At 41.9% G+C, this 21379-nt stretch carries 20 protein-coding genes, 4 pseudogenes and 1 other annotated feature; of the genes and pseudogenes, 13 read left to right on the top strand and 11 right to left on the bottom strand.

The features are described 5' to 3' along the window. Positions 1–8 precede the first annotated feature (8 nt). From QJS82_RS07080 to QJS82_RS07070, 3 genes are read left to right on the top strand one after another with little or no spacing between them, the layout of a single operon-like run. Positions 9–1370 (top strand): hypothetical protein, encoded by a 1362-nt coding sequence (locus tag QJS82_RS07080; RefSeq protein ID WP_281490011.1) that lies wholly within the window; start codon positions 9–11, stop codon positions 1368–1370. Positions 1371–1374: 4 nt separating this feature from the next. Beyond that, positions 1375–1728: a hypothetical protein gene (locus tag QJS82_RS07075; RefSeq protein WP_281490010.1), complete on the top strand. Its 354-nt coding sequence runs from the start codon at positions 1375–1377 to the stop codon at positions 1726–1728. 17 nt (positions 1729–1745) lie between these two features. Beyond that, a complete protein-coding gene (locus QJS82_RS07070) occupies positions 1746–2117 on the top strand; it encodes a hypothetical protein (protein WP_201502218.1) in 372 nt (123 codons plus the stop codon). A 67-nt stretch (positions 2118–2184) separates the two neighbouring features. Here the strand turns inward: QJS82_RS07070 and QJS82_RS07065 are convergent. Then, a pseudogene (locus tag QJS82_RS07065) lies at positions 2185–2963 on the bottom strand (IS256 family transposase); the annotation flags it as partial. A gap of 134 nt (positions 2964–3097) precedes the next feature. Beyond that, positions 3098–3220, bottom strand: a complete 123-nt coding sequence (locus QJS82_RS13760) for a YHYH domain-containing protein (RefSeq protein ID WP_438655833.1) — start codon at positions 3218–3220, stop codon at positions 3098–3100. Positions 3221–3535: 315 nt separating this feature from the next. Here QJS82_RS13760 and QJS82_RS07060 point away from each other — a divergent pair, with 315 nt between their 5' ends. Next, positions 3536–4075 (top strand): hypothetical protein, encoded by a 540-nt coding sequence (locus QJS82_RS07060; RefSeq protein ID WP_281490009.1) that lies wholly within the window; start codon positions 3536–3538, stop codon positions 4073–4075. Positions 4076–4309: 234 nt separating this feature from the next. Further along, positions 4310–4998: pseudogene (locus QJS82_RS07055) on the top strand (IS3 family transposase); the annotation flags it as partial. Further along, positions 4585–4701, top strand: a sequence feature (AL1L pseudoknot). Its footprint overlaps the pseudogene before it by 117 nt. 230 nt (positions 4999–5228) lie before the next feature. On the opposite strand, the pseudogene QJS82_RS07050 reads toward QJS82_RS07055, so the two are convergent. Together QJS82_RS07050 and QJS82_RS07045 are read right to left on the bottom strand one after the other, a co-directional pair. Further along, positions 5229–5423 (bottom strand): annotated as a pseudogene (locus QJS82_RS07050) (IS1595 family transposase); the annotation flags it as partial. Between the two features lie 91 nt (positions 5424–5514). Then, positions 5515–6042, bottom strand: a complete 528-nt coding sequence (locus tag QJS82_RS07045; RefSeq protein ID WP_191692129.1) for a cytochrome b — start codon at positions 6040–6042, stop codon at positions 5515–5517. Between the two features lie 342 nt (positions 6043–6384). On the opposite strand from QJS82_RS07045, the gene QJS82_RS07040 reads away from it, so the two are divergent. Further along, positions 6385–6828: a MarR family winged helix-turn-helix transcriptional regulator gene (locus QJS82_RS07040; RefSeq protein WP_198328000.1), complete on the top strand. Its 444-nt coding sequence runs from the start codon at positions 6385–6387 to the stop codon at positions 6826–6828. Positions 6829–6940: 112 nt separating this feature from the next. Next, entirely contained in the window at positions 6941–7735 is a 795-nt protein-coding gene (locus QJS82_RS07035) for a siderophore-interacting protein (RefSeq protein ID WP_198328188.1), read from the top strand. Positions 7736–7948: 213 nt separating this feature from the next. Here the strand turns inward: QJS82_RS07035 and cueR are convergent, their stop codons facing one another. Both cueR and QJS82_RS07025 read right to left on the bottom strand, forming a co-directional pair. Next, positions 7949–8341, bottom strand: a complete 393-nt coding sequence (cueR, locus tag QJS82_RS07030; protein ID WP_191692463.1) for a Cu(I)-responsive transcriptional regulator — start codon at positions 8339–8341, stop codon at positions 7949–7951. A 78-nt stretch (positions 8342–8419) separates the two neighbouring features. Next, positions 8420–10897: a heavy metal translocating P-type ATPase gene (locus tag QJS82_RS07025; protein ID WP_198328185.1), complete on the bottom strand. Its 2478-nt coding sequence runs from the start codon at positions 10895–10897 to the stop codon at positions 8420–8422. A 151-nt stretch (positions 10898–11048) separates the two neighbouring features. Between QJS82_RS07025 and QJS82_RS07020 the strand changes: the two genes are divergently transcribed. Further along, positions 11049–11243 carry a heavy-metal-associated domain-containing protein gene (locus tag QJS82_RS07020; protein ID WP_025646094.1) on the top strand — a complete coding sequence of 65 codons (195 nt, stop codon included), beginning with the start codon at positions 11049–11051 and terminating at the stop codon, positions 11241–11243. 192 nt (positions 11244–11435) lie between these two features. Here QJS82_RS07020 and cadR read toward each other — a convergent pair whose 3' ends face one another. Continuing rightward, entirely contained in the window at positions 11436–11846 is a 411-nt protein-coding gene (cadR, locus tag QJS82_RS07015; protein ID WP_068406859.1) for a Cd(II)/Pb(II)-responsive transcriptional regulator, read from the bottom strand. A 151-nt stretch (positions 11847–11997) separates the two neighbouring features. Between cadR and QJS82_RS07010 the strand changes: the two genes are divergently transcribed. Further along, positions 11998–14151 carry a heavy metal translocating P-type ATPase gene (locus QJS82_RS07010; RefSeq protein ID WP_191692465.1) on the top strand — a complete coding sequence of 718 codons (2154 nt, stop codon included), beginning with the start codon at positions 11998–12000 and terminating at the stop codon, positions 14149–14151. A gap of 114 nt (positions 14152–14265) precedes the next feature. Here the strand turns inward: QJS82_RS07010 and QJS82_RS07005 are convergent, their stop codons facing one another. Continuing rightward, positions 14266–15192: a GlxA family transcriptional regulator gene (locus tag QJS82_RS07005; protein WP_263612371.1), complete on the bottom strand. Its 927-nt coding sequence runs from the start codon at positions 15190–15192 to the stop codon at positions 14266–14268. Between the two features lie 160 nt (positions 15193–15352). Between QJS82_RS07005 and QJS82_RS07000 the strand changes: the two genes are divergently transcribed. The 4 genes and pseudogenes from QJS82_RS07000 (at position 15353) to QJS82_RS06985 (ending at position 18869) form a co-directional block, all read left to right on the top strand. Beyond that, a complete protein-coding gene (locus QJS82_RS07000) occupies positions 15353–15901 on the top strand; it encodes a cysteine hydrolase family protein (RefSeq protein WP_191692467.1) in 549 nt (182 codons plus the stop codon). 63 nt (positions 15902–15964) lie between these two features. Further along, a complete protein-coding gene (locus QJS82_RS06995; protein WP_191692468.1) occupies positions 15965–16879 on the top strand; it encodes an MBL fold metallo-hydrolase in 915 nt (304 codons plus the stop codon). Positions 16880–16972: 93 nt separating this feature from the next. Then, on the top strand, positions 16973–18040 hold the full coding sequence (locus QJS82_RS06990; protein WP_191692469.1) for an LLM class flavin-dependent oxidoreductase: 1068 nt from the start codon (positions 16973–16975) through the stop codon (positions 18038–18040). A gap of 77 nt (positions 18041–18117) precedes the next feature. Further along, positions 18118–18869, top strand: a pseudogene (locus tag QJS82_RS06985) (IS5 family transposase). Positions 18870–19080: 211 nt separating this feature from the next. On the opposite strand, the gene QJS82_RS06980 reads toward QJS82_RS06985, so the two are convergent. From QJS82_RS06980 to QJS82_RS06970, 3 genes are all read right to left on the bottom strand, one after another. Beyond that, complete coding sequence (locus tag QJS82_RS06980; RefSeq protein ID WP_191692470.1) at positions 19081–19230, bottom strand: hypothetical protein; 150 nt, start codon at positions 19228–19230, stop codon at positions 19081–19083. 385 nt (positions 19231–19615) lie between these two features. Next, positions 19616–20110, bottom strand: coding sequence for an META domain-containing protein (locus tag QJS82_RS06975; protein ID WP_191692471.1), 495 nt, complete (start codon positions 20108–20110; stop codon positions 19616–19618). A gap of 143 nt (positions 20111–20253) precedes the next feature. After that, positions 20254–21252 carry a phosphatase PAP2 family protein gene (locus QJS82_RS06970; RefSeq protein ID WP_281490008.1) on the bottom strand — a complete coding sequence of 333 codons (999 nt, stop codon included), beginning with the start codon at positions 21250–21252 and terminating at the stop codon, positions 20254–20256. Positions 21253–21379 lie beyond the last annotated feature (127 nt).

Raw genomic sequence — 21379 nt, 5'->3', positions numbered from 1 at the left:
ACGTAGTAATGAATTGGGACGAATGGATAGCAGAGAATCGTAAGCAAATTGAACACGTTGCCGGTTATGAAGAAAACTTTGTCAGAACTATCTTGGCCAAAATACCTGAGATAAGACCAGAAGATGTCACCGCTCAATACCATTTTAGAGACTCAAATGGTGGCAATAGATACATTGACTTCATGATCTCAAACGAATCAAAAGGCTATCAATTACCCATCGAGTTAGATGGCTATTGGAAAGTAAATAACTATCGTGACTTTAACGATATGTTAGAAAGACAGAATGATTTAATGGCCATCTATGGTGTACTGCTTAGGTACACCAATAATAAGATGAATCAAGAGCCAGATAAAGTTGTTATTGAGATTCGTAAAACACTAGAGCTGCAAAGCAAAAATCAGCTGAGTCAAAAAACAGTTGAAAAGCAAAATCAGCAGCGCGTTGATGAGTACCAACAAGAGCTCAATCAGCTAAAGAATGAACTTACCGAGCAGAAAGCCACCCACAACCAATCATCTTCTACGATTACTGGTAGCGAAATTGCTAGCATTCAAGCAGCAATTGCAGAGCTACAAGCCAATATCAATCAAAACAACGCTCCTAAAGTACAGCATATTCGAAGCGAACCAATCATTGTAAGTAAACCTAAAAAGCAAACTAAAACAAAAGTCACAGCCAATCAGATGCTCATAGCAGGTTCTGCTGGATTAGTGATTGTGGCGCTAGGTGCCAATGCCTTCTTTAATAAAAGCAATGATAATGCACCAATGGCTTTAGTCGGTGAGTCGTCATCTTTAGTGTACGATGCAGATGATGAGCAAAGTAATAGTAGCAATAGTAGTAACGTCATAACTGGTAATAACCAGGCGTCAATGAGCTCTGATGCTGTTGATACAAGCGGGGCAGTCATTGCTGCTCAAAATAGCAACACTAACACACCATCGTTTGAAGACACGCCTACTGAACCTGTATTTCAAGATATACCACCACCTGCTGCTACCGTCAAAAGAGAGCCTGAGAAAGTTGATGTCTATCAACCACCTTCTAATCAGGCGCAGAACAGCCAAAGCTACGAAGCTGCGGTCTCTAACACAGTACCAGCTGCACAAGCCTATAAGCATATTGGTGATTACCGCGTCGTATGTGGCTATGTTGCTCAGGTCAAAGGCTTCAGTAAAGGTAAGTATTTAAATCTTGGTACTTCATACCCCAATCAAGATGTCACCGTAGTAGTGTGGAATTCTGATATGGGCAACTTCGATAATCTAGATCAATACGAAGGCAGAGATATATGTGTACAAGGTACTGTTAGCTCCTATAAAGGTACACCGCAAATTAAACTGTCTTCTATGAATCAGTTGCAATAGAGCTATGTGGACTTTTTTTATAGCTATACTCATTTTCGTTTTTTTACTGATACTGCCAGCCTTATCTTCAATGTATGATCAAGAGTACAGTGAACAAGGAAAGAGACAGAAAGAGAGAGAAAGACTAAATGATGAAACTGATTCAGCGTTAGCTACTAAAAAGGCGCTAAATGATGAAGAAGATCGTAGGCTTGCAGCTGAGAAAGTAAAGCTTGCTGATGAAAAGAGAAAAATTGAAGCAAGTAGACAGGCAAATCAGAATCATCTTACAGTGAGCCAGCTCATTATCTACTCATCTGTATTTATAGCTATTGCTATCGCCATTATTCTATTTTTTAAAAGTATCAGTTCAACCTGATTATTATTGAGGTCACTATGTTTAAAAAACTTACCGTCATTATGAGTGTTGTTTTATTCGGTTCTACCTTGTCATATGCTGCTGAACCCAAGATTGAAGCTTTTAAAGCACCGTTTCATGTTGGCAAAACAGTCATGGCTTGTGGCACATTAGCTGAAACTAAGCACTTCTCTAACAGGCATTATCTTAACTTGGATAAAAAATATCCTAATCAATCGCTAACAGTGCTTGTGTGGAATAAAGACTACCGCTGGTTTGAAGATCGTTTTGGTAAGATAGATGGTTTCGTTGGTAGACGTTTTTGTGCCAGAGGGAAGATTGAGGAATATAAAAATAACATGCAAATGCAGGTGACCAATCCACAGTTCTTGAGATTGATGGATAAGTAGTTATATTTTATTGAAGTTAATAAGTGCTGACGGTTCTAGACCATCCCGCATTCTGTGTAACTGCCCTTTAGATTAAATGCCTGGTGATACGGTCGTCGAACATAATCATAAAGCGATTTAGGGCAGACGTCCAGTTACGAATGGGCATCGACCACTTTTTGGACGCCTGCTGCGTTGCTAAGTACACCACTTTGAATGCCGCCTGATCAGACGGGAATACCTTACGCTTATTCACCGCTGTCCGAATCACACTATTTAATGACTCAATGGCATTGGTGGTATAAATGGCTTTTCTGATGTCTTTAGGATAACCAAAGAACACCGTTAAGCCCTCCCAGTTAGTGCGCCAAGACTTGACCACATGCGGGTATTTATCACTCCAGGTTGCGTCAAAGAATTCAAGATTGGCCTCTGCTATCTCAAGCGTATCAGCACCATAAATTGCTTTTAAATCAGCCGCTACGGCCTTTTTATCCGTCCGTGGTACGAACTTCATTGAATAACGCACCATGTACCCAATACACAGCTGAACCTGTGCCTTGGGGTAAACGGTATTGATGGCATTAGGGAAGCCCTTTAAGCCATCGACACAGGCGATTAGGATGTCTTACACTCCGCGTTTTGCAATTCAGTGAGAACCCCTAGCTAGAACTTAGCGCCTTCATTCTCTGATAGCCACATACCAAACAGCTCTTTCTTATCATCAAGACCGACACCTAGCGCTAAGTAGATCGCCTTGTTGATAATCTGTTTGTCTTGACGGACTTTGACGACAATACAGTCTAAGTAGACAATAGGATAAACACTACTAAGCGGCGGTTTCTGCCAAGCGGTGATGTAGTCTATGTAGTGGTTAAGATAGAGCATTACAATATAGAGCGTTAAATACAGAAAAGCCCCTGATATCAAGGGCTTTTTCTACTCTGTAAGATAGTGTCGAACTACATATTGGCACTGGTATGAGGTACTACTAGCCAACTCTAGTGGCAATGATAACCTTCTGTTCTCGAATTATGGCAACCAGCTGAATTAGTGCGTCCACTTGTTGCAAATACAGAAGTCGCAAATGTGATGGTAAGTAATACAAAAAATATCTTTTTCATAGCTTTATATCCTTCAGAATTGAATTTTGTTGAGAGTTATAGCACAGAAGATTAGCTATGAGCTTTTTTGTTGAAGTTATATATTTAGTATATTGTCAGGTTTATTGTTCTAACAAAGCTATTATAATATCTTTTAGACGATTTTAATGGTTGAACAGCAAGCTATTTATCCATTAAGTCACTAACATTGAGTATTTAGAGTTATTAATCCTTATTTGCTAAGATTATTAACCAAATATTTGTTTATATTTAAAATTAAGAAGAAAAGAGATGGGTATATTTAGTAAGTCTGTATTTCTATTATTGCTAGTAGCCATGAGTTCACAAAGTTATGCAAATGTTAATAAATCGAGCAAGTCTATTAAAACAGCTGTAAAAGCTAGTACTGGCAAACAGGACTTAGTCGGCTTGTTTCAGTTTTTTGAAGATAATTGTGGTTTTGATGATAATTATAATCCGACAAACAATCCAAGCAAAAAACGATTCGAAGATTTTAAAAATACATTCGTAGCTCATTCTGATAGTTATTATGTAAAGCCTCTATCTAATATACCTGCTAAATATCGCAATGTAGTTAAAAGCATTCAGATGGTGCAAGATGATCGTGAGGTCATACATTACTATGTGAATTTTAAAAATGCCACCTATCGCGGCTATGACCTTGATAAGCTTGATGTATCTTTCATACCTTACTCAGAATACGATTATCATGATCATTTATATTTTAAGGATGCTAGTTTTTTTGCGTTAAAACCGTCGTTTAAATTTCCGGGTACGGGCTGGCAGGAGAGTGATGAGGAGCAAGGGTTTAATCGCGAAAAGCTATCTATCACTTGTGATGGTGTGCCTCACTGATAATTTTGCAATCACACCAAAAACTAAGGATCTCGTAAGAATGATTGCGTATGATTCAAAGTAATTTATCTCAAGGTATATATCATGACATTTAATAGTACTATCAGAATAGTGCTTGCACTTAATTTGATGCTCGTCTCAACATTATCGTTTTCCTCCTCTAATGTTAATTCTAATATCAAACTGAACCGCCCCGGTATTGTCGGAGACTCAACATTCTGAGAGAATACAACGATGAAAACACGACACTACACCCCCGAGATTAAAGACCGCGCCGTTCGCATGCTGATTGAAGCATTAAGCGACTATCCTTCCACCTGGTCAGCTATTCAAGCAATTGCTCCTAAGATTGGCTGTACGCCTGAAACCCTACGATCATGGCATAAAAAATACAACGATCAAACCGTTCCTGCGTCGGTACAAGCTCAAAGCCAAGATCAACGTATTAAAGAGCTTGAACGCGAGAATAGAGAGCTCAAGCAAGCCAATGAAATCATTCGTAAGGCAGCGGCTTTTTTCGCCCAGGCGGAGCTCGACCGCTGACTAAAATCATGATTCAATTCATCGACGACAATAAACATCTTTATGGGGTCGAGCTGATCTGTAGAGTACTACCGATTGCCCCGTCAACTTATTATCGTGCTCAAGCCTTAAGCGACAACCCACACAAGCGTTCACTGCGCAGTCAGCATGACGACTTTTACCTCAGTGAAATTATACGCATCTGGCAGGTCAGCAAATGCCGTTATGGTGCGCGTAAAGTATGGCAGCAGATGAAAGCTGATGGCGTAAAGGTTGCTCGCTGTACCATAGAGCGTTTAATGAGACAGCATGGTTTACAAGGCGTCTGGCGTAGAAAAGGTAAAATAACAACTTGCAGCCGTGATGACCAAAAACGCGCTGATGACTTGGTCAATCGTAACTTGGTGGTGTGTCAAAAAGTATGCTGATTAAAACTTGAAAAATTTTTGAAGCCTTGAAAGCCCTATAGAAACAGAGAACTTAGCATAGATTTCTTATTGACTTCTATCGCCAGCATACTTTTTAGAACACCACCAAAATTTTAATAATTACTATCAGGAGCTATCCTAGGTGACTAGTTTAGCCCTAATAATTGCAACTTTGGGACACTGCCGTTAAAACGCCACTCTTATTCCTTTAAATACAGGTAGAAATACTCTTTTGGCATCCCGTTAAACTTACGCAGATGATGCTTAGCTTGATTTCAAAAACTCTCTATTCCATTGATATGATTTTTATCATGGACAAAGTTTTTGGAGGGGTTAATACAATAATGGGTAAACTCACTGATATCTAAGGCATTATAGTCTCGTTCTGCTAGGGTATACTCAAAAATTATTGAAAGCCTCGTTTAGTTCAATATCTCAAAAACGTTGTTATAAACCCATTTTTTAAATATTTTCTAGCGTTCTTAAAATCTAACTCATACGCTTAATTAAATTGTCCTTTTTTATAAACTGATGATACAACGCTCCCCCAACGTGGGCTATGGTAAATATAATAATCATTGGCCAAATAATATTGGTGTGTAAATCATTATAGAAACGAGCCGCACTACGGTCGGGTGTTACAAAAACTGGAATCTCGAACAATCCGAATATATCAACAGGACGACCACCATATACTGACATTAATAACCCGGCTATGGGCATTGCTATTAACAGCGCATAAAGAGCAAAATGCGTAAGCCTAGCTATGATGCTTTGCCATCTGGGCATTGGAACTGCAGGAGGTGCGTTAGTTAAGAATCGATTCATTAACCGAATAATCGTCCAGAATAAAATACTGATACCAAATGCTTTGTGTAGGCTAATGTATAGCGGATTCTCATTATTACCGTAAAGCAAAATTAAACACCACGTTACTAGCAAGAGTAATGCGCTCAGCCAATGCAATAAACGACTCGTTGCGGGCCACTTCTGGATACGGGGTTGAACCTTATTCATAATAAATCTCTGCAAATAGTTTATTAAAAATCCACTTAAGATACCCCATTCTCAACTTATTTTTCTAAGGTATTGGTTTACTTAGTTTTTAAAATTACAGTTAAAACAATTAGGATTTTAAATTCTATAAAAATCAAAAACCTACGATAAGTTGAGATTGGCGTTTAAGATAGTTAAATTGCCAAATATAAAACGACAAACTCAGAAAAATTACCTCAATTGCCATTTTGTTATCTTATAAAACGTAAGTATAGAATATCAGTATATAGAAACCATAATATAGTTGACACCATCAACTTTAATTTATATAGTTGCCTTAGTCAACTACATAAAGGTTTCTATATGGCTAAAAATTTGATGAGTGAAACGCTACATCAATTGATGCATACCTACATCAATTTATTGCACGAAGGCATCAAACGACAAGGGCTTGAATTAACAGTAACGCAAATCAGAACTTTAAAAGTCGTATGTTATAACCCTCACAGCACTGCAAAATCAATTGCAGATTACATCGAGCGTGATAAAGCACAAATTACTCGGGCATTGAATGACCTTTTAGCGGCCGATTTGATTATTAAGACAGATAATCCGCAAGATGGTCGCAGTCGACTGCTCGAACTGACGGTTAAAGGCGAGGACATTATGGTAAAGCTCAACGCTGCAGAAGTGTGGGCTAAAAACCAGCTCACGCAGGATTTAACCGCCGTTGAGCTTGCGTTATTCTTTCGAGTCAGTCGCGCCATGATAGATAATGTTAAGAATAGCTGCATTCTTGATGGGTAAAAAATACTGCTGATTTGCCGGACAAACTCCTCTAAAGAATTAGAACAATCAGTAGTAACGACATAAATCATAATAGTAAAAACCTATAAAACATAAAGAATGGCAGAATTCTATGAATAATATAACCCGTCAAAAACCAGTGAAAGAAGTCATGACCGTCACCGCTAAGGAGCGATTGACCCCGCACTATATTCGTATTTATCTTACTGGTCATCCTGACACGATTGCTAATATTGCGACCATGACTATCGGGGTAAACAATAAAGTCGCCATACCAATTGATAAATCCCAACCGCTCAATCTAGAGGATAAGTCCAGTTTTGTGATTCGAACCTATACCCACCGCGGCGTAGATATTGAAAGACAACAAATCTGGATTGATTTTGTCGCTCATGGTGATGAAGCACCCGCTTCGGGGTGGGCAACTCATGCCAAAGTTGGTGACGAGCTTGGGGTGATGATGAGGCCTAAGAATAAAGCGTTATTTCCAGTAGCAGATCAATTTTTATTGGTTGGCGATGCCACGGCTATCCCTGTGCTTGGGGCGATACTTGACAGTCTGCCGAGTAGCGCGACTGGGCAATGTATCATCGAAGTTCATGGTGAAAAAGACGAACAAGTTTTACCAACGTCAGCTAATATTGCAATGACGTGGTTACATAACCCGCATCCTATGCAGGGCAGTCAACTCGCTGCTGTGGTTAAGACGCTTACGCTACCAAGTTCAGAAAACAGCCGTTTTGCTTATATTGCTAGTGAGTTTTCATCAGTTAAAGCCATTCGTCAGTATCTAAAAGGTGAACTGGGGTGGTTAAAAGACGAGCTATACGCCTTTTCATATTGGAAATCAGGCTTTGCTGAAGACCAATCTGCGAGTGATCGACGTGCAGAAAAAGAGGCAGACTAAAATAGAAAAATGATAGTAAATAGACGAGAAAGATTGGTTCCCATAACTCTTTTTTGACCAATAGCTATAGCAACTATAAACCACTGTGAAACCGTTAAATTTTCCAGGTAAGTCAAGGCGCGGCAACTTTTGCCAGAATGACGCATAAGAGGCATGATAAATACAGTAAGTCGCATTGATAAGTAACACAGACAGGATCAAATATAATTTATTTTATTCACCCTGTTCAAGATCTTCTAGTATTGCGCACTCTGCGTTTTCATCACCTGAGCAATGATCAGCAGAAATCTGTAATAAGCTCACCATATCTTGCAATTGAGCTATTTTTTGTTTCAAAGTTGCGATATGTTGCAGTGTCAATTGTTTAACATCAGCACTCTGCCGATCTGTATTTTTCCGCAAATCAAGCAACTCTTTCATCTGTTTGGACGAAAAACCTAAATCGCGAGCCTGTTTTAAAAAGCATAAGCCTTTTATATCTTGTTTAGAGTACATTCGATAACCTGAATTCGAGCGCTTTGCGGCATCAAGCAACCCGATCTGTTCATAATAGCGGATCATTTTGGGAGAGATTCCTGATTGCTCTGACGCTTGACCGATATTCATAACTTTCCTCCTGATATAAAAAGAGTTAAAGCCAAATGACTACTTTGAATCGCGACTTTAACCCTATCTTAATACAATCTATGCTTTAATCATTGGCACCTGAAAATACTTTAAGCGAAAGGCATTACCTAGCACAAAAACAGAGGATAGGGCCATTGCTCCTGCAGCAAAAATAGGTGACAACAAAATTCCAAACGCTGGATATAAAACCCCTGCGGCAATTGGAATTAAAGCAATGTTATAGAAAAATGCCCAAAATAGATTTTGTCGAATATTTTTGATAGTTGCTTTACTTAAAGCAATCGCATTAGGGACACCTTGTAGACTACCTGACATCAACACAACGTCTGCGGCTTCAATCGCCACATCTGTCCCTGTCCCAATCGCTAGACCGACATCAGCTTGGGCTAGCGCAGGCGCATCATTAATACCATCGCCAACAAAAGCCACGCGACCATACTGTTGTTGCAGTTGACGTATCGCATCTACTTTTCCATCAGGCAACACTTCTGCGATCACTTGATCAATATGTAATTTTGCTGCAATTGCTTGGGCGGTATGCCGATTGTCGCCTGTAATCATTGCCACTTTTAAGCCCAATTGATGTAAACCTGCAATAGCGGCATAAGTGGTATCTTTAATAGGGTCTGCAACGGCAATAATGGCGGCTAGCTTTTGGTCAATCGCGACATAAAGTGGGGTTTTACCTTCTTGTCCTAAGCGTGCAGCCTCGTTTTCAAAAGGTGTAACATCAAGCTCTAATTGCTTCATATAACGATCAGCACCAATATGAATGGTTTGACCTGCCACTTCCGCTTTAATTCCAAATCCCGTCACAGACTCAAAGTTGGTAATCGGTAATAAGCTGATATTTTGTTGTTCTGCAGCCTGAACAATGGCTACGGCAATGGGATGTTCAGATTTTGCCTCAACCGATGCCACAATACGCAAGACTTGCTCATGTTGAAACCCTTGTTGGACATGAAAATCCGTTAAAGTTGGTTTACCTTCGGTCAAGGTGCCGGTTTTATCGACTGCAATGACCTTAACTTCCTGTAGAGCTTGCAACGCTTCACCTTTACGAAATAACACGCCCATTTCTGCACCGCGACCTGTACCGACCATAATAGACGTAGGGGTTGCCAATCCCATTGCACAGGGACAAGCAATAATTAAGACGGCAACGGCGTTGACAAGACTAAATGTCAAAGCAGGTTCAGGACCAAAAATAAACCAGACTATAAAAGTCAGAGCGGCTAAGAGCATGACCATGGGGACAAACCACATCGTGACTTTATCAACCAATGCCTGAATCGGTAATTTAGATCCTTGAGCCTGTTCAACCATGCGAATGATTTGTGCCAATACCGAAGATTCTCCGATAGCCGTTGCCCGAAAATTCAAAGTTCCATTTTGATTGACCGTCCCTCCTACCACTTGATCGCCCACTTGTTTTTTGACAGGAATGGGTTCACCTGTAATCATGGATTCATCAATATAGCTTTGACCTTCAATAACTTCACCATCAACAGGAACACGCTCACCGGGACGAATCTCAACGATCGTTTCTGTGGTCACTTCTGCAATCGTTACTTCCACCACTTGTCCGTTATGGTGAACACGCGCTGTTTTTGCTTGCATACCAACTAAGTGTTGAATGGCTTGAGAGGTACGTCCTTTGGCTTTTGCCTCAAAATAACGCCCTAATAAAATTAAGCTCACAATCACAGCGGCCGCTTCATAATACACATTCACGGTGCCCTCGGGTAGAACTTGTGGAATAAATGTTGCAATGAGAGAAAAGCTATAAGCCGCCAGTGTTCCAACCGCCACCAATGAGTTCATATCTGGGGCAAAACGCCATAATGCCGGAATACCTTTTTGATAAAAACGTCGGCCTGGAAAGATGAGTACCAGTGTAGTCAAAACAAATTGAATCAGCCAGCTTTGTTGCGTGCCGATATTGTCCATGACCCACATATGAAAAGCTGGAATCATATGTGATCCCATTTCTAGAATAAAAACAGGCATGGCTAAAATTAAAGAGATCATTAAATCTCGTTTCAGCTGTTGCTGTTCCGTGGCTTTTTTATCCTGTTGAACACTCACACTTTGCTCAATCTGCTTAGCTGTGTATCCCGCTTTTTTAACGGCTTGAATCAAATCGCTGCTCTGTACTTGAGCGTTGCCTTGTACCCATGCGCGTTCAGTAGCAAGGTTGACGTTTGCTTGTTGTACGCCCTCAACTTTTTTTAATGCTTTTTCTACCCGTCCAACACAGGAAGCACAAGTCATACCTTCTATCGACAGCTCAATCGGCTGAGATGCCAAGATCTTATAACCGGCTCGTTCTACGGCTTTGGTTACTGCGATAAGGTCTAAAGGTTGAGATGAGGAAATCATGGCTTTTTCAGTCGCAAGATTCACCTCAGCATTTTCAACACCTTCAACTTTTTTTAATGCTTTTTCTACTCGTCCCACACATGAAGCACAAGTCATACCCTCAATGGGCAATGTCTCACTATAAAGATAAGACTTACTATTTTCTGAATTCATAACAGCCTCTATCATGTTCAATCTATTATCAACAGCATATAGGTTGACATCATGGTAAGGTCAAGTATATTTTTTCAAAAATGTGTTTGACCTTACCATTATGACAAGGCTTAAGCTTAGTGATGAAATAAAACTTATTTGGAGAAAGGGTATGAAACTATTGATTGCAAATATGAACTGTGGCGGTTGTGCCCGTGGTGTGACAGCAGCTATTCAGAATATCGACTCAAAGGCCAAGGTTAAGATTGATTTAGCAGCCAAAGTGGTCAGTATCGAAACCATCGCCAGTATTGAGCAGATGACAGCTGCTTTAGCAAAAGGCGGTTTCCCTGCACAAGCGCAATGAATCAGCCTTATAAACGCGCAGCCTATCTGTTTGACAGAAAGGACGATGGGCTGAATCACATCTGAAAATATTGACCAGTTGAAAAAAATCTGACATGGGCAACTGCATCTTAGTGATGCGTTTGCCCCGCGCCTTTGGTTATAGGTCTACTTTTAATGATAAAAAGTGGACAGTGTTATCAAAATGAATACTTTATCTATGACACGAGTTATCGGCAAGCGCATGCAATATTCCGCAGGATTCAGCTAGCGCTTCACTTGCGCATTTTTGCCGCAACGCTAGTAGATGTTGCTTTAATTGTATCAGCTCTTCCATACGTGTCTCTACCGCATCGATATGCTCATCCAATAGCACATTGACCTCACCGCAGTTTTCATCAGGTTTATCTCTATATTGAAGCAGGGTTCGTACTTCATCCAAAGTCATATCGAGCGTACGGCAGTGCAGGATAAATTGTAGACGCTCAAAATGCGCTTCATTATACAAACGATAGTTGCCTTGGCTACGCGCAGGTTTTGGTAATAACCTCTCTTTCTCATAATAGCGAATGGTTTCGACCGTCGCACCGGTGCGCGTGGCAAGCTCACCAATTTTGATTAGCATGTGTATCTCCTTAAATAGTATTTTCTATTATCTAAACAATAAAGTAACTATAAGGTTTGCTGATAAAAAATCAAACCTCTTTATCGTTAAAAGTCTTGACCCTAAAGTTACTATAGGGTTCATACTGCCTTTAACAAGAGGAGAAGTGATTATGCAATATCATATTGAAGGTATGGACTGTGCCAGTTGTGTTGGTAAAATCGAGCGGGCGTTAATGCGAATACCTGGTGTCTCTGAGGTTCAGTTAAACTTTGCGACTCAAAAGCTAGAGCTAACCTTGGCGCCTGATACGAATACTGGCGTTAAAGATATCGAGAAAACCATTAAAAGCCTAGGGTTTGGTGTGTCAGCGTTAACGGGTCAACAAAATGAGAGGGGCAATGATGGTAATCAATCAGCGGTGGACAATCAGCGCTGGTGGCAAACCATAAAAGGCAAACAGGTCATTGGTACGGGGCTTTTGATGGGTGCCGCATATGTATTGTCTTTAATTTTCCCTGAATATGGCGCATGGGCTTTTATTGCCGCTGTGGCTATCGGTGTCCTACCATTTGCTCGCAAAGCTTCTGCACTGGCGTTAGCAGGATCGCCTTTTTCAATTGAAATGCTCATGTCTGTTGCGGCTATTGGCGCGCTTATCATAGGTGAAGCTGAAGAAGCGGCTGCCGTGGTCTTTTTATTCTCGGTTGGGGAGCTATTAGAGAGTGTCGCAGCTAATCGTGCGCGCGCAGGAATCAGAGCATTATCGTCGCTTGTGCCAAAGACAGCTATTTTACTGGACGCGCAAGGACAACAACGTCAGGTGGCAGCGACTTCACTACAAGTGAATGATAAGGTGCTTGTGCGTCCTGGTGATAGAGTCTCTGCTGATGGCGTGATTGTTCAAGGTACGTCTAGCCTTGATGAGTCACCTGTGACGGGAGAATCTGTTCCTGTTGCCAAAACCATAGGCGATGAGGTCTTTGCTGGATCTATCAACGTTGATGGGGTACTACAAATACGCGTAGAAAAAACAGCGGCAGATAATACAATTGCTCGTATTATTGAGCTTGTGGAGCGGGCACAAGCGTCCAAAGCACCGACTGCACGCTTTATTGAAACCTTTAGCCGCTACTATACGCCTATCGTTATGGCGATTGCGGCTTTAGTGATTATTATCCCACCTCTACTGATGGGAGCAGAATGGGGAGTATGGCTATACCGTGGTTTAGCGCTATTACTGATCGCCTGTCCTTGTGCTCTTGTGCTGTCAACACCTGCCGCTATTGCCTCAGGTTTGGCTGTCGGCACGCGCCATGGACTGCTTATCAAAGGAGGTAATGTCATGGAGTTGGTGGGTCAGGTCAACACTGTCGCTTTTGATAAAACGGGTACTTTGACCGAGGGCAAACCTCGAGTAACCGATATCATTGATTTTAAAACAGTACATGGCGATGCTGAGGGTCGCGATAAACTACTGTCACTGTTTGCAAGTGTCGATGCTACCTCCAGTCATCCGCTTGCTATCGCTATTGTGGATCATGCCAAAGCCGCTAAGGTAGTCATACCTGGATCCTCCAACGCCTTTGCGACCGCAGGTAAAGCGGTTCATGCAACGGTTGCTGGACGCTCTTTGGCCATCGGCTCACCAGTCTACGTCGCTGAGAAAGTGATGTTGCCAGCTGAGCAGCAGATTCAAATTGAGATGCTACAAAATGATGGTAAAACGGTTTCTATTTTGTTTGATGAGCAAACGAGGGAGGCGCTCGGATTGGTCGCTCTACGTGATGAGTTACGAGAGGATGCAAAGCAGGCCATTGCCCAGCTTAACAAGATGAACGTGCGCTCCGTCATGCTCACAGGTGACAACAGTCGTACGGCAAAAGCGCTTGCCAGTCAGTTAGATATAGAGTGGAAAGCTGAGCTGTTACCTGAAGACAAGCTACGTCTACTCAGTGAGATGCAAAGCAATAGTAAAATAGCGATGATTGGTGATGGTATCAATGATGCACCCGCTTTGGCAGCGGCAGACATTGGCATTGCGATGGGCAGTGGCACGGATGTGGCTATCGAAACGGCTGATATTGCCCTATTAAAAAGCCGCGTGATAGACGTTGCTAACCTTATTGCCTTATCCCGCGCCACCATGAGAAATATCCATCAAAATGTCATATTTGCACTTGGGTTAAAGGGCATATTTCTGATAACCACTGTGCTCGGCGTGACAGGGCTTTGGATTGCTGTGCTAGCGGATACTGGTGCTACAGTACTGGTGACGCTGAATGCATTGCGTTTACTGCGTTTTAAAACAAGATCTTCCGATTAATTATCATTAAAGGATAAGGCGGTCGCAACTACATTGGGACCGTTTTATTAAACCTATCTCCTGCCTACAAGCAGTCAATGCACCTACCTTTAATCCAGAAATCGCCTAAACCTATCACTCTTCATCCAGAGTAAATCTGCGCCGATATTCGCTAGGGGTCAAACCAACAATGCGCTTAAATATTTTACGAAATGCACTGGCATCACTATAACCAACTTTCCACGCTATTTGCTCAACAGGCATTAAAGAGAACTGTAGAAAGTCTTTTGCACTACCAATGCGTAATCGCTGACAGTATTCTGTTGATGTCATGCCCGTCGCCTTATGGAAACGGCGCAGAAAAGTGCGCTCCTCTAACTGCGCACAACTAGCTAGGGTGGATAAATCAATAACCCGTGCTTCTGTTTTTTGTAGCCAATGCTGCACCTTTAGTATGGCGGCATCACCATGGGTGAGTATTGGAGAAAATGCACTGTAATAACATTGTTCACGCCTTGAGGGATCAATTAACAACGCACGAGCGGTCTCATTCATCACTTGTGAGCCAAGAAAGCGATCCACCATCCTAAGCCCCAAGTCCGTCCAAGCCATCGCGCCACCAGCGGTCACAATATCACCGTCTTCGATAATAATGCGATCCACATCAAGATCGACATCGGGGAAGCGCTGTTCAAACTCTTCTACATAACCCCAATGCGTCGTTGCTTTGCGTTTGGATAGGAGTCCCGTCTCGCCCAGTAAAAAAGCACCGGCGCAGACGGATGACAGTATCACACCTGTGGAATGCTGATCTCTTAGCCATTCCAGCCATGGTGCCGCTGCTTGCTTTGCAATTGGCGTCTCTAACGTGGGTGGAATGATGATAGCTGTTAACCTTCCTGCACTATCAGAATTGCTCGAAAAAGTGCAGGTAGGTCGCAGATCAGCATCTTTAATTTCCCAGTGACTCACTTGTAAAGGCAGATCGGTTGTATCTCGATGTTTGGCGGCGATCTTACTGGCAATGACTAGTAAATCAGTCAAGCCAAGGACGGCCGCCATTTGAGCCTTCTCATAAACAACTAACCCAATTTCAATAGCGTCTTTTTGATTCATATGTCGTTATTAACCTCTTGTGTGTCGATGTAGCCACTCGTTAGTGTGTCACAGCGCTTATATAATGTACGCCTATACAGTCACTTTGATAAAAAAAGGAATCATCATGAGCACAAAAGCACTGATCGTTGTAGATATTCAAAATGAGTATTTTCCGCAAGGTAACTTATCACTCGTAGGTATTAACGAAGCCGCTGCCAATGCGGCGTTGGTTATTGCGTCTGCTAGAGAAAAAGGCCATACCGTCATTCATATCCGTCATGAAATGCCTTCTGCTGACGCACCAATCTTTACGCCTGGTACTGATGGTGTAGAAATCAATGAGAAAGTAAAGCCTATAGAGGGCGAAGCCGTCATCACTAAGCATTACCCCAATTCGTTTCGTGAGACCTCTCTTAAAGATCTGCTTGATAAAGAAAACATCAAAGACGTTACCGTGATTGGCGCCATGAGCCATATGTGTATTGATGCAACCGTTCGTGCTGCGGTTGACTTTGGCTATACAACGACCACCATCCATGATGCCTGTGCCACGCTTGATCTTGAATTTAATGGCACGACCGTACCCGCAGCTCAGGCTCATGCCACCATTATGGCAGCGATTGAATTCCTATATGGCGAAGTGATTGACACCCAAACTTGGATTGCGCGTTAGTCATAAGTTTTTAAGCAAACCATTATTAACTCATAACATAGACTCATCAATAAGGTAACCATTATGAATATAACGAAATCGCTGACCGGCACCACACTATTAAGTGGTTTCATTTTGTTAACCGCATGTACCACCTTTGCCAGTCCAGCGACCAATTCTAACGCGGTAAAACAGACGGCGACCAATACCGTTCAATTTCAGCAAATCCGTAATGCCACGATTAAGCTTGATTATGACGGTACCACGTTTTTAGTGGATCCTATGCTCGCGGCTAAAAACGCTTATCCAGGGTTTGCAGATACGTTAAATAGCCAAATACGCTATCCAATGGTAGATTTGCCGGTATCTGTTGCAGAGGTGCTAAAGGCTGACGCCATTATTTTAACCCATCTACATGCGGATCATTGGGACGATGCTGCACGCAACCTGGTCCCTCGTAATATGCCAATTTTTACCCAAAATGAAGCCGATGCGGCAATCGTGCGTAAAGATGGCTTTACCGATGTCAGAGTGTTGACAGAGCAAGGGGTGGTGTTTAAAGGCACTAGAATCAATAAAACCATCGGACAGCATGGCACTGATGAGATGTACAAAGTTCCAGCGCTTGCTCAGGCACTTGGTAAAACGATGGGTATTGTGTTCCAAAAGCCAAACTACAAGACCGTCTATGTAGTAGGGGATACCATTTGGAATAAAGACGTAGAGAATGCGCTGACTCGCTACAAGCCTGATGCGGTCATCCTTAATACAGGCTATGCAAAGCTGTCTACCTTTGTCGATGACTCTATTATTATGGGTAAAGACGATGTATACCGTGCGTATCAATTCTCACCTAATGCTCAGATAATTAATGTGCACATGGATACGGTCAATCATGGCGCACTGTCGAAGGCAGAGCTGCGCCGTTTTATCGAAGAAAAACACTTAGACAAACAGCGTGCGCTTGTTCCTAATGATGGTCAAACCTATAAATTCTAGTTCTTTAGAAGTCAATTTTTAGAAGCTTCCCTGTGTGGCAATGCTCAAAGTGTGTTGCCACATATAATAAACACTGCATAACTGAGACAGTTTATGAATATGCCAAATAATTCTGGCAACGCACCTTTCGTTCTCTCGGTACTCGACAATGCCTTCACCGGCGTTGGCCACACAGTAGAGAACACCTTTCAAGAGATGATTGCGCTTGCGAAACTGGCGGATAAAAGGGGCTTTCAGCGGTTTTGGATGTCTGAACATCATGCCATGCCTGGCGCCGCGGTTCCTTCGCCACAGATGATGGTGGCTCGGCTTACTGGTGAAACCGAGCGCATTAGGCTTGGTGCAGGCGGTATCATGCTACCGAATCATGTGCCTCTGGTGGTCGCTGAGCAATTTGGTATGCTTGATGCGCTGGCGCCAGGACGGATTGATCTGGGTTTGGGAAGGGCACCAGGTACGGATGGCGCAACAGCTTCAGCTTTGCGTCGTCACCATGCGGCAAACGATGAGTTTCCTCAGCAAGTCGCAGAGTTGTTGGGCTTTTTAGAAAATAGTTTTCCACAAGACCATCCTTATAGTGAGGTTCATGCGGTGCCAGGCCCATGGCAGGCCGAGCAAAATCGAGTGCCACCATCGAAGACCACAGCTGATGTCTGGATCTTGGGGTCATCGACTTATTCAGCGCATCTGGCAGCACAGCTTGGCAGACCTTATGCGTTTGCCTTGCAGTTTGGCAGTGCTGATGTTTTAAATGCCATGCGCATTTACCGAGAGAATTTCCGTCCATCACAATTCCTAGCCAAGCCATACAGTTTGGTTAGTATAGGTACGATTGCGGACGAAGATCCTGTAGAAGCACGTCGCCAGTCAACGTCGTCTGCCATGGCAATGTTGAGAATGTTCCAGCGTAAACCTTTTGCTTTACTGCCCCCTGATGAAGTCGCGGCTTTTCAAGGCAATTTACAAGAGCACCAGATTATTGAACAGTATACTGATCAAACCCTTCATGGCACTGCTGCCGAGGTAGCAAAAGGTTTGGAGGATCTTCAGGAGCAGACAGAGGTCGATGAGGTCATGATGGTGGTACAGGGCTATTCGCGACGCGCCCAATTGCGCACTGTTGAGCTAATCGCAAATCTCTATGGTATGCCAAGTCACTAGGGCGTGTCCCTAATCTAGAATAGTAGGTTCAAAAGCCTTAAAATATAGAGACTATTTCAAACATGGCTCTCTAGGATATGGCAAGAACAGTACTCAATGATAATACATGGGAACAACTCCAAAGCACCATGAAGACTCATGGCTGTCATACTTGAAAAAACGACAGACAAGTCATGGAACCCATACTGTGGAAACTTCGTACAGGTGCCCTATGGCGTGATATACCGAGTGGGCTATGTCCATGGAGAACTGCCTACAACCGCTTTAACAGGTTGTCAAAAAAGAGGTTATGGGAACTATTTTTTTTGACCTACGAGCAAGTATTGATGAAGAACGGGTATTCGCAGACGGAAGCTACATCCGCTGTCATCAACATTCAAGCGGCGTCAGACGAGGAGAGCTTCGAGACACTGGGAAATCTTGAGGTGGAACCACCACCAAGATTCATCTCACCGTCGATTCGCATGGAAACCCGATTGATTTTAAAATCACTGAGGGTGACGTCCACGACAGCCAAGCGGTAGATGACATCATAGAGAGGTTAACGGATGCGACCTACTTCATTGCTGATAAAGCTTATGATTCTGAAACCATTAGAACGAGGCTCAAGCAAGACAACATAAGCCCTATCATACCTAAGAGAAAAAATGCTAAACAACCAGATCTAGCTTTTGATCATTATTTATATAAGCTACGACACTTGGTTGAAAACACGTTTGCAAGGCTAAAGCACTTCCGTAGTATTGCGACTCGATACGAAAAATTGGCTCGTAATTATAAGTCTATGCTGTATCTAGCTTGTACTATGATTCATTGTAAACTGAATTAGGGATACGCCCTAGATCCTGTTGATAATAGTAATAGTAATAGTAAAAGGTTAGCAAAGCGCTTAACGATTAATCTCAATCGATGCAATGATTTTGTTAGATATACCGATAAAATGACTGGCTCTAGCATTATCGCTTTATTATTATAATCTTACGCTGTTAGGCAATGCTGCCTTACTTAAGTAAATCAACCTCAGATATGTTCGGGGCGGTTCAGTCTTCATCCCAATAAGGATACTCACCAAAGCGCTCGGCAATCAGCTCAATAAGCTTTCGGCACCGCTTTGATAGAAATTTGTTTTTTGGATAGACCGCATAAGCGTTTAATAAGGGTAATTGAAATTGCTGCAATAATGGGGTCAATTCTCTGTCTTTTAGCTTTTAGTAAGCAATAAAGGTAGGAAGTAAGACGATGCCATGGCCTCTAACTGCCATATCCAGCAAAAAATTACCATTATTGGCGGTCATTCTTGAGCCAGTGCTGACAAGATGGCGCTGACCTTGTTCATCGGTCAGTTCTAAATTATGGCTCGGACTTAAACTGTATTGTAAAACACGATGCGGACCGCATGATAGTGGTAGGACAACAGTAATTGAGCGAGTCTTAAAGGAACGAATGATCTCATCTTTACCATGTTTTAGCTTGCCCCATCAATAGATCTTTGACGGGGCAGTATTATACCTCTAAGAAAGAAAAACCAGTTATTTTTAGTTGTCAGTCAACAGTTACTAACAGGTGTGCTTTCTATCATTCTTGCTTAGGAATGGCTTTAAATTTGGCCACTTGCTTCGCATTAGTAATAGTCAGAACAGGCAAGTTGTTACCGCTCTTGCTGATGCTATATTTGCCTTGTACCGTTGCTGCGGCTGCTGTATCAAAGCTGGCTAACGGTTCAGGACACCCTTTTCGAGTGCTTCTTATACCGCCTAGTTGTACGTTACCATTCACAACGCTGTATCCAGCAGCTAGGTTATTACAGGTATTCATGAGAGCGACAAAATTGTTGCCGTTTTCATTCATAAAATTTAGAACCAATGGGTTCTTTGCATCAAAGAATAGCTGAGGAACTTTATTGTTATTTGCATCTTTGGCATCAACCAACTGCCAATTATAGGCTTGTAGGATATTTGATGTAATTGTCTGTTCTACTGGAGCTGTCACGCTAGGAGTAGTTTGGCAGCCAGCAGCTAATGTACCTACTGCTAAAACACCTGCCATCATCACTTTGGTCATGTTTTTCATATAAACGCCTATAAGATTAAATTTATTAAAAAATTATGCATAGCTGTCGTAGTCGATGATATTAACAGCTATAAAGCCTACGTATTGTCACAGAGGGTAAAAGAAGGTACAAGTAATCAAGTATGGCGATTTGGGTACTCCAGTTAAAGCGATGATAATAGAGGAAATTGATAAATTTCAGCATAAATCAGTGTACTGATAAATATTCCAGCCCCACTCAGCCAGATCATGTATACATGAGACATTGACCACTCGACTTGCCATATAATTTTCTTTTTTGCGCTCAACCACTCTGTAATACTGATGCCGACCATCAACCACAATATACCCACCAAATAACCGCCTAACACATCACTTAAATAGTGTTCATTTAGCACAATTCTACTTAACCCAATCAATAACATAAAAAAGATAGAAAATATAGTTATGTGAATTTTTTGGACAAAATTCTGATTAAATCGAATCAGTAGGTAGGTAATGAACCCATATAAAGCAATCGTAATCGTAGCATGACCACTTGGAAAAGAATGGGTGTGCTCAAACAATAAAATATCGGCGGGTCGCTCACGTTTAAATAAATATTTGGTTAAAAAAGTAAATGCGGCGCTACCTGAAGTAGCAACCAGTAGTCCTATAAGGACATGGCGTTGCCGAAGCACCCAGCATATTACTATAGTAAGCAGCATCACCAAAACGGTCATAGGAGTAGAAGCAAAGCTGGTTATTTGAATGAAAAAATTAATAACGTCAGAGTCACGCAGTAAACTCATCTGCTGTGATACAAAGTAGTCTGTGGCAACAATAGGTTTTAATGTAGCCACGTCTTCGACCAGCCCAACGAATAACGCCAATACGTAGCTCATTAATACAAATAAAAGCGTGAATGACAGACCATAAAAATGCCGTATATCGAACCGTTGTGACAGTATTACATACAGCTTGGGATGCCTATCCTTAAATTGAATGATGCGTGTGTGTTTTCCAAGATACTGTTTTGTCATTACCCAATAGCGAATGACTTGATTTAAAAACCACTGTCCATAACGAATCATCACGTACTGCAACACTAATAAAATCCCAACAACTATAAAAAGCAGAGAAACTAAGGCGACCAGTGGCTGATTTTCTTGTATGAGTAACATTAATATTCATTCTTTTCGAGAATATCCCGAATCCTATATAATTACTTTTATTGTTTATAGCCGTTTTCTCGATATAAGTGTTTTTAGCATAGAGCTCAATGCTGTTAAATCTGTAGATATTAACTTG

It is taken from the genome of Psychrobacter maritimus, from assembly GCF_029953575.1.
Classification (GTDB): Bacteria; Pseudomonadota; Gammaproteobacteria; order Pseudomonadales; family Moraxellaceae; genus Psychrobacter; species Psychrobacter maritimus.
Note: the sequence above shows the minus strand (reverse complement) of the source record. Positions and strands in the feature narration are given on the sequence as shown.